Raw genomic sequence first — 8,254 nt, 5'->3', positions numbered from 1 at the left:
ATGCCCAAGGGGCGGTAAAGATTTAAAGGAAGAAATCCAGACGAAAATAGACCGGCGCTTCACGTTCAGTGATCGGTCCCGGGCGTTCCAAAGAATGTGCAAAGGTCACCGTGGCGGCGACGTTCTGGCTGCGTGCAAACAGCTCCAGCGAATTGCTGGTCATGCGTCCGTGTTGTTCGGCGTTATAGCGGTCATGGCTTATCACGCCCTGGTCGTAGCCGAGGCTGGTGCCGTACTCGCTGAACGCCGGCTGCATCCAGGCCCAGGTCACCGGGCGACTCCAGCGCAGGTCGTTGCGCCAGTAGCCGCCACTGTCGCCGGCCAGGCTTTGATCCTTGTAACCGCGAATCGACGACTGCCCGCCGAGGCTCATGCGTTGTGGGCTGAACAGCACGTCTTCGCTGCGCTGGCCGGTCATCAGGCTGCTGAAACTGAACGACTCGCTCCACAGCTTGAACGGGTACAGGTAGCTCACGGTCCCGGTGTATTTGCGGTAGCGCGCATCGGCCTGACCCGGCCGTGGGTTGTGATTGGCCTGGGCGTCGAACGCGCCAATGCCGTCCTGCATGCCCAGGTCGATGTTGAGGAATGAGCCGCCGATACGTCGACCATGGTTGATGCCGAACTGGGCTTCGCTGAGGCGGTTACTGCTCAACGCGAGCTTGCTGTCTTCGATGAAGTTGTTGGTGCGCAGGTAGGCTACGCCAGTGCTGAGGGAGGTTTTGCTCAGGGCATCGCGGTAGATCACGCGATCCAGGCGCAACTGGTGATTTTGGCTGTCGCCCGATTGCTTGAAATTGAACCCGCTGGCCTGGGCCAGCGAGCGGTATTCGGTTTCGCTGTAGCTGTAATTGAGGTTCCACCAGCCGAATGGCAGGCTGTAATTGAGCATCGAATTGCGCGAGGTTTTTTGGTGATCGCTGACCGCATCGTGGCCGCCGCGCAGCGAGAGTTGGTCGGCCAGGCCCAGCGGATTGTCCCAGTCCAGGCTGGCGCCCCACTGCTGCTCACCGGTGCTGCGCTGGCCGCCGTTGTCACGAGACAGGCCGACGCGCCAGGGTTTCTGCGGGGTGTTTTTCACCAGCACTTCGCTTCCGCCTACTTCTTTGCCGGGGGCCAATTCCATCTGCGCCTGGTTGGATGGCAGGCGGTTCAGTTGATCGACCATCTGCTCGATCTCGCGCAGGTTGAGCAGGTCGCCTGGTTTGCCTGGGAAGCTCATAAACAGCTGGCGGTCGGTGATGCCGCTGCCTTCGGCGCCCTTCATCCCTTCCAGTCGGCCCTCGACCACTTGCACCTTAAGGTTGCCGCTGGAGAGATCCTGTTGCGGCAGGTAGGCGCGGCTGGTGACAAGCCCTTTCTCAAGGTAGCGGTCAGTGATGACCTTGAGCAGTTCGTTCAGTTGCGGCACGCCGAGGCATTGGCCGATATAGGGCTTGAGCAGGCTGTCGCGCTCGCCCTCCGACAACGCGTCGGCACCGGTGAGTTCGATGGTTTTGATAGGGAAGCAACGGGGCTCGACGGGAGCTGTCGGCTTTGTAGGAGGTGCGGCCTTGCCGGGCAAGTCCTTGAGCCCTTCGAGCCGGCGTTGTTGCTCTTCGAGGAGGCGATCCTGACGATCACGGATCAGGTCGGTGACGCCAGGCGTGTTCTGCGGGGTAGCGCCTTGAGCCATACCGGGTGCGCCCAAGCAAAACAAAGCGAAAAGAAGGCCGACCCTGGCCCGAAGCACCAAACGCCACATTCCCAGCTCCTATAAATGGCTTTATGCCATCACTTGGCGGCGATCGTGTGATGGCGTTTTGATGGCGTCAATTAAATATTACAAATTGTTTTAGATTGGACACATGATCAGTTTCGGCCTGGAAAACTAAGTTGTTTAACATTAAGCACTTAACAAAAGCCGCGAACATCCAATCCAGGCCGGTACCTGGTAAGGCAATAAGGAGGTAGGTTCGCACCTTTGGCTTGGTCGGCAGTTTTAATGGCAGAAACCCGCTCAATCGTGATTGCGACTATTTGATTGACCTGTTCTTGGACGCGTGCGGCCAGTGATACATACCCCTTCAACCGGCGCGGTCCGAACCTGTACCGGCACTTGAACACCTCCGCCCAGTAGGGCTGAAGCTTCACTCCTCTCCAGCCCACTCAAAATTAATGAAAAGTGACAAATTCATAAATTCACCAAAGCTCTCAGGCTCTGATAGTCCTATACACTCAGCCTACTCACGCACGCTGCCAGTCGATTGACACCGAGACGCTGATAGCCGAAAATCGGACCCAATAGCGCCCGATCCTCTGGGGCTGGCTTGTCCAGCTCTATGTTTGGGCCTTCTTGTTTATGGAACATGGAAGTTGCAACAGCTCTTGCCACCGAAGCCCTTTCGGACTTACCCGGACCTCGTTGCGTTACTGATTGAACGCGGTATGGGCATTACCAACCCAGCCCGTTCGGAACGTAAACTCGCTCAGGTAGGCTACTACCGTCTCAGCGGTTACTGGTTCCCGGCTCGTAATTTTGTACGAGATCACCTGCAGAATGTCGTGCTTTGTGATGTAACCCAAAAGCCCCTTCGACAAAACTCCTTCCTTCCAGATACCACTTTCGACGACGCGTTTAGCCTTTATCTGTTCGATAAAAAACTGCGCCAGTTGATGCTTGATGCCATTGAGCGAATCGAGATCCACGTTCGAACTGTCACTGCCCATGAAGTCGGGTATCACGGGGCATTGGCCTATACCGATCCCAGTTTCATCGTCCCAAAGCAGACCCAAAACTGGGTGGATAGAAGCAAACGGCAACGCAACACCTGGCTAGAGTGGCTCGAACGACAAAACGGTCTAGTTGCCCGCAGCCAAGAGGACTGCATTGAGTGGCATAAACGAAACCGCAAGGCGATTCCATTCTGGGTAGCCATTGAGGCATGGGACTTCGGTACGCTCTCCAAGTACTACGAGATACTCAAAGGCAACCACCAAAACCGTATCGCACAGCGTCTGGGCGTCTCGAACACCAGGACACTCAAGCTTTGGCTACAAGAAATTAACACCCTTCGAAATCGCTGTGCACATCACAGTCGTATTTGGAACCAGGTTTCAGCGAATGCCCTCCCTGACCTTCCTGCAGAGCCATACTTCCAAACGTTGAATTTGGATCACAGCGCACTCACCCGTCTTTATGGACAGATCGCTATCATCTGGTTCCTGGTACGACGCATCGGACCAAGCTCAGACTGGATCCGGCATGTAGCGGATGTCATTGATTCCAAACCGAACCTTCCAGGGTGCCCGTTCGGGTCTCTTGGGCTTCCGTCCGAAGATGGGTTCCCACGGCACTTGTTCGGTATCTGAAATCCTGTCTTCATCGTCCGAAATTCAGCAATAACAAACACTATCAAGCGCCTCATGCGATAGGGCATAGAACGAGGACAGCGACGGCTGACTATCCAGATCGATGAGCAGGGTGCGGATCCCTGCATCGGCGCAAAATCAGCCCAGGTTGACGCTAATAGAATTTTTACTTGGCCAGCCTTTGGTTGAAACGATTGCGGCGACTTTTATGGGACTTACCTCTGAATTGAAGGATCAGAGAAGCGAGCTGCTCAATTGCCTGGTAAATCAGACGGTGATCACGCCTGAAAAAATCGTCCGCAGAGAGGACGTCCGCGATGAGGTCCCATGTGGAGTTGTCGAGCATCAGACCACCGATCACGCCTTGCTCGGCCTCAACCGAATGAGGTGGGGCTAGATCTAGGAGACTCATACCGCAGCTCTCCCCAAGGCCACCCTGTTCGATAACATCGATATGTTCTGACTCAGACGCTCTTCGTTCAGCGCTTCAAATTTCGAACGCCATTCGGGAAAGAGCTCGATTGAGAGGTCTTTGATGATTTTGAATGCTGTGGGTGAACGGCGGTGAGTCGGGAGGCGATACTCCAGTCGGTGTGCAGGAATACCTTCAGTCGCAGCACGACGAAAGCTCACTGCGGCCGGAATCGTGGTCTGGATCATCTGGACCTTCGGATGATCAGCAAAGGTTTCGGTCAGCGTGTGATAGATCAGGTTTGCATCATTGGTTGCATCAAGCTTGTTGATCACGACATTCAACATTGGCGTCTCTGCGCCCAACGCTGCCAACGGCTCAAGATCTCGATAGAGCTGGAGCATTCCACGCTGAAACTCTCGTGCAGTCAGCATATCCGGGGTGATGGGCGAAATAGCCATTTGTGCCCCGAGCAAGGCCATCTCCAACACAATGGAGCGTGCTCCTTGGGTATCGATCAGAATCAGATCAAAGTCCTGCTCGAAAGCCGGCAACAGATTCTTGAGACGAAGGCGCCCGTCAGCAGCATGGAGCAACAAATTTCCCAGCTGATTGAACGGATCATTGGAATGGATCAGTGAGAGATTAGGAATGCAGGTCTGCGAAATGACCTGGTCGGCCCGAGTCTCGTTGTTCGCGATCAGTTGATAGGTTCCACCAGGCGCCTCATGCGATAGCGCATAAAACGACGACAGCGAGGGCTGATTATCCAGATCGATGAGCAGGGTACGGATCCCTGCATCGGCGCAGAACGCGCCCAGATTGACGCCGACCGTGGTTTTACCCGGCCCGCCTTTGGTTGAAACGACTGCAGCGACTTTCATGATATTTACCTCTGAATCGTGGGATTAGAGATGCATTCATGCTGGTCACGCTGTGCGCTTTGATCGCCCCGGAAAAATCCAGGGCAAAAAAAAGCCTGCATCGCTGCAGGCTTTTCCCTATCTGGCTCCACGACCTGGACTCGAACCAGGGACCCAATGATTAACAGTCATTTGCTCTACCAACTGAGCTATCGCGGAATGCGCCGTATGTTACTGATTGAAAAGGAGAAGTCAAGCCTTCCTTGACACTCTGGACGATTAATCCGGATGACCGGTTGAACGTTGCTGCTCCCTAGCCAGCTCCAGCCAGGCTCGCACGGCGGGGGGCAGGTGGGCGGTGGCGCGCCAGGCCAGGGCGATGTGCCAGTCTGTGTGGGGTTCGTCGAGGGGGATCAGGGCGATGCCTGCGTGTTGGTGCTTGTGCGCCAGCATGCGGGGCAGGAAGGCGACGCCGAGGCCGGCGGCGACCAGGTCGACGATGAAGTCGATCTGTCCGCTGCGCGCCGCCACGCGGGGTGTCACGCCTTTGCGCTCGCAGGCGGCCAAGATCTTGGCGTTCAGGGCGAAGCCGGCTTCGAACAGGATGAACGGCGAATCCGCCAGGTCGGCGAAGTCGATGCGTTGACGCTGGGCCAGTGGGTGGCTCCTGGGCAGTACGGCCATCAGCGGTTCGTTGCGCACGGGCTGATAATCGAAGCCTTCGTCAACCGGCAGCAGCAATGCAGCGAGGTCGACCTCCCCCGCTTCCAGGCACTCGCGCAATCTTTTGCTGCCGTATTCGGTGAGTTCGATGTCGATGTCCGGGTAACGACTGCGGTAGGTGGCAAACATCGTCGCAAACAGCACACCACACCCCACCGGTGGCAGGCCGATGCGCAACACGCCGCGTTTGAGACCGCGCAGGTCGTTGATCTCGGCGACCAGGTCATGGTGTTCGGCGAGCAGCACCAGGGCGCGGCGGTAGGCGATCTCACCGGCGGCGGTGAGTTCGTTGCGGTGGCCCAGGCGGTCGAGCAGCGGCATGCCGAGTTCCTCCTCCAGGGTCTTCACCGCCTTGCTTACCGTGGATTGGGTCAAGGCCACCACTTCGGCGGCCTGGGAGAATCCGCCCTGGCGCACCACTTCGACGAACGTGCGCAACGTTCTCAAGTTCATGGGTATTCCTTTAGCGACTGGCTACTAGCGATAAAAGTTGTTTTTATCATGACAGATATTTGCCTATCCTGACCCGCCCAGCCTTGTGGAGACACGCTTAATGATCATCTCGTCCGCCTCCGACTACCGCGCAGCGGCCAAACGCAAGCTGCCGCGCTTTCTGTTCGACTACATCGACGGCGGTGCCTACGCCGAGCACACGATGCGCGCGAACAGTTCGGACCTGGCCGAGATCAGCCTGCGCCAGCGCGTGCTGCGCAATGTCGATAGCCTGAGCCTCAAGACCACGCTGTTCGGTCAGGCCCTGGACATGCCGGTCATCCTCAGCCCGGTCGGCCTGACCGGCATGTATGCGCGGCGTGGCGAAGTGCAGGCGGCGAAGGCGGCGGCGAACAAGGGCATCCCCTTCTGCCTGTCGACGGTGTCGGTATGTTCGATTGAAGAAGTGGCGTCGCAGAGCCCGCAGTCGATCTGGTTCCAGCTGTATGTGCTCAAGGACCGGGGCTTTATGCGCAACGCCCTGGAGCGGGCCCAGGCGGCTGGGGTTACCACCCTGGTGTTCACCGTGGACATGCCCACGCCGGGCGCGCGCTACCGCGATGCCCACTCGGGCATGTCCGGGCCGTTCGCGGCGCAACGGCGCATGCTGCAGGCCGTCACCAAGCCGCAATGGGCATTCGACGTAGGCTTGATGGGCCGCCCCCACGACCTGGGCAATATTTCCAAGTACCTCGGCAAACCCACCCACCTGGAAGATTACATCGGCTGGCTGGCCAATAATTTCGACCCCTCCATCAGTTGGAAAGACCTGGAGTGGATCCGCGAATTCTGGAAAGGCCCGATGATCATCAAGGGCATCCTCGACCCCCAGGATGCCAAGGACGCGGTGAGTTTCGGCGCCGATGGCATCGTGGTTTCCAACCATGGCGGCCGTCAGCTGGACGGTGTGCTGTCCACCGCCAAGGCCTTGCCACCGATTGCGGATGTCGTGGGCGATGACCTGACAGTGCTGGTGGACTCCGGCATCCGTTCCGGGCTGGACGTGGTGCGCATGCTCGCCCTGGGTGCCAAGGCGTGCCTGCTCGGACGCGCCACCGCCTATGCCCTGGCCGCCGATGGCCAGCACGGCGTGGAAAACCTGCTGGACATCTTCGCCAAGGAAATGCGCGTGGCCATGACGCTGACCGGTGTCACCTCCATTGACCAGATTGACTCCACCACCCTGGTGCAAGCTGCCAAATAACTGACGTCATTGCTCAACGACTGTTGTTGAGTTTAAAAACAGTCGTTGATTTATAAGGACTTTTATTAATTCAAACGAAGTGGCATGAATATCGCTCTAACACGCTCAAGCAGGTTAAGCGATGACAAGACGTGCGGCAGGGCCCAGGGGTTATAACCCCTGGCAAAGCGGTTTAAACTGTTTCCAATGTTTTACGGAACTGAAGGAACAGTAAGACGCTTGGCGCTCGCCACTCTCATCGAGCCTGTAAGACAGCTAAGTGCTTAGAGGCCGAACGCTTATGAAAACACCAACCCAGACCAACGCAATTGACTTCGACAGTGCCAAATTGCAACGCCTGGGCTTTGGTCAGCCATTACTCTTACCTCGCCGCCCCACGACCGTCGCGCAACTTCGCCAGCAACTGGGGATGCAATTGCAGACCAGCCTGGAACCGGAGCGCATCCTCGCGGTGTTTTTCCGCGAGATACAGCGCCTGGTGCCCTTGGATGCCCTGCAATATCGCCACGAGACCAGCGACCTGCGCCTGGAGTTTGGCCTGCGCGGCCACCACTCGGTGAGCTACAGCCTGAGCCACGAAGGCGAGCACCTCGGCGAGCTGATCTTTCGCCGCAACCAGCGCCTGCTGGAAGAGGAACTCGGCCAACTCGAATCACTGCTGTCGACCCTGCTCTACCCGATGCGCAACGCCCTGCTCTACCGCGCCGCAACCCGCAGCGCCCTGCGCGACCCGCTGACCGAGACGGGCAACCGCATTGCCATGGACCAGACCCTGCAACGCGAAATCGACATGGCGCGCCGGCACCTGAGCCCGCTCTCCTTGCTGATGCTGGACATCGACCACTTCAAGATCATCAACGATACCCACGGCCATGCGGCGGGCGATAACGTATTGCGCGCCGTCGCAGGGGCGATCAAGGGGCAGTTGCGTAACGTGGACATGGTGTTTCGGTTTGGCGGGGAAGAGTTTCTGATCCTGCTGTCCAACACCGGCCGGGATGCGGCGGCCATGGTCGGTGAACGCCTGCGCCAGGCGGCACAGGCCCAGGATTATTGGGCGGATGAAACACGGATCGAATTGACGGTGAGCCTCGGTTGTTCGACCTTACTGGCCGCCGAGTCGGCCGAAAGCCTGTTGCGCCGGGCCGACAACGCCTTGTACGTGGCCAAGCGCGAAGGCCGTAATCGCCTGGCAATGGCGGGATAAAA

General features: G+C 57.9%; 6 protein-coding genes, 1 tRNA gene and 1 pseudogene. 3 read left to right on the top strand and 5 right to left on the bottom strand.

All coding sequences use genetic code 11. The features are described 5' to 3' along the window. Nucleotides 1-22: 22 nt before the first annotated feature. Nucleotides 23-1,744 carry a ShlB/FhaC/HecB family hemolysin secretion/activation protein gene (locus tag FIV39_RS11945; protein ID WP_090406900.1) on the bottom strand — a complete coding sequence of 574 codons (1,722 nt, stop codon included), beginning with the start codon at nucleotides 1,742-1,744 and terminating at the stop codon, nucleotides 23-25. A gap of 683 nt (nucleotides 1,745-2,427) precedes the next feature. Between FIV39_RS11945 and FIV39_RS11940 the strand changes: the two genes are divergently transcribed. Continuing rightward, nucleotides 2,428-3,351 carry an Abi family protein gene (locus FIV39_RS11940; protein WP_244176395.1) on the top strand — a complete coding sequence of 308 codons (924 nt, stop codon included), beginning with the start codon at nucleotides 2,428-2,430 and terminating at the stop codon, nucleotides 3,349-3,351. A gap of 238 nt (nucleotides 3,352-3,589) precedes the next feature. On the opposite strand, the pseudogene FIV39_RS11930 reads toward FIV39_RS11940, so the two are convergent. The 4 genes and pseudogenes from FIV39_RS11930 to FIV39_RS11915 form a co-directional block, all read right to left on the bottom strand. Then, nucleotides 3,590-3,763, bottom strand: a pseudogene (locus FIV39_RS11930) (DnaB-like helicase N-terminal domain-containing protein); the annotation flags it as partial. Continuing rightward, nucleotides 3,760-4,647, bottom strand: coding sequence for a ParA family protein (locus tag FIV39_RS11925; protein WP_090406910.1), 888 nt, complete (start codon nucleotides 4,645-4,647; stop codon nucleotides 3,760-3,762). The gene FIV39_RS11925 and the pseudogene FIV39_RS11930, both read right to left, overlap by 4 nt. 122 nt (nucleotides 4,648-4,769) lie before the next feature. Continuing rightward, a tRNA-Asn gene (locus FIV39_RS11920) sits at nucleotides 4,770-4,845 on the bottom strand. 60 nt (nucleotides 4,846-4,905) lie between these two features. Further along, nucleotides 4,906-5,802 (bottom strand): LysR family transcriptional regulator, encoded by an 897-nt coding sequence (locus FIV39_RS11915; RefSeq protein ID WP_090406913.1) that lies wholly within the window; start codon nucleotides 5,800-5,802, stop codon nucleotides 4,906-4,908. Between the two features lie 100 nt (nucleotides 5,803-5,902). Here FIV39_RS11915 and lldD point away from each other — a divergent pair, with 100 nt between their 5' ends. Then, entirely contained in the window at nucleotides 5,903-7,045 is a 1,143-nt protein-coding gene (gene lldD / locus FIV39_RS11910) for an FMN-dependent L-lactate dehydrogenase LldD (protein ID WP_090406916.1), read from the top strand. Between the two features lie 280 nt (nucleotides 7,046-7,325). Next, a complete protein-coding gene (locus tag FIV39_RS11905; RefSeq protein WP_090406919.1) occupies nucleotides 7,326-8,252 on the top strand; it encodes a GGDEF domain-containing protein in 927 nt (308 codons plus the stop codon). The last annotated feature ends 2 nt before the right edge of the window (nucleotides 8,253-8,254 follow it).

The organism is Pseudomonas grimontii (genome assembly GCF_007858185.1).
GTDB classification, from domain to species: Bacteria; Pseudomonadota; Gammaproteobacteria; order Pseudomonadales; family Pseudomonadaceae; genus Aquipseudomonas; species Aquipseudomonas grimontii.
This window is presented reverse-complemented; position numbering and strand designations above follow the sequence as displayed.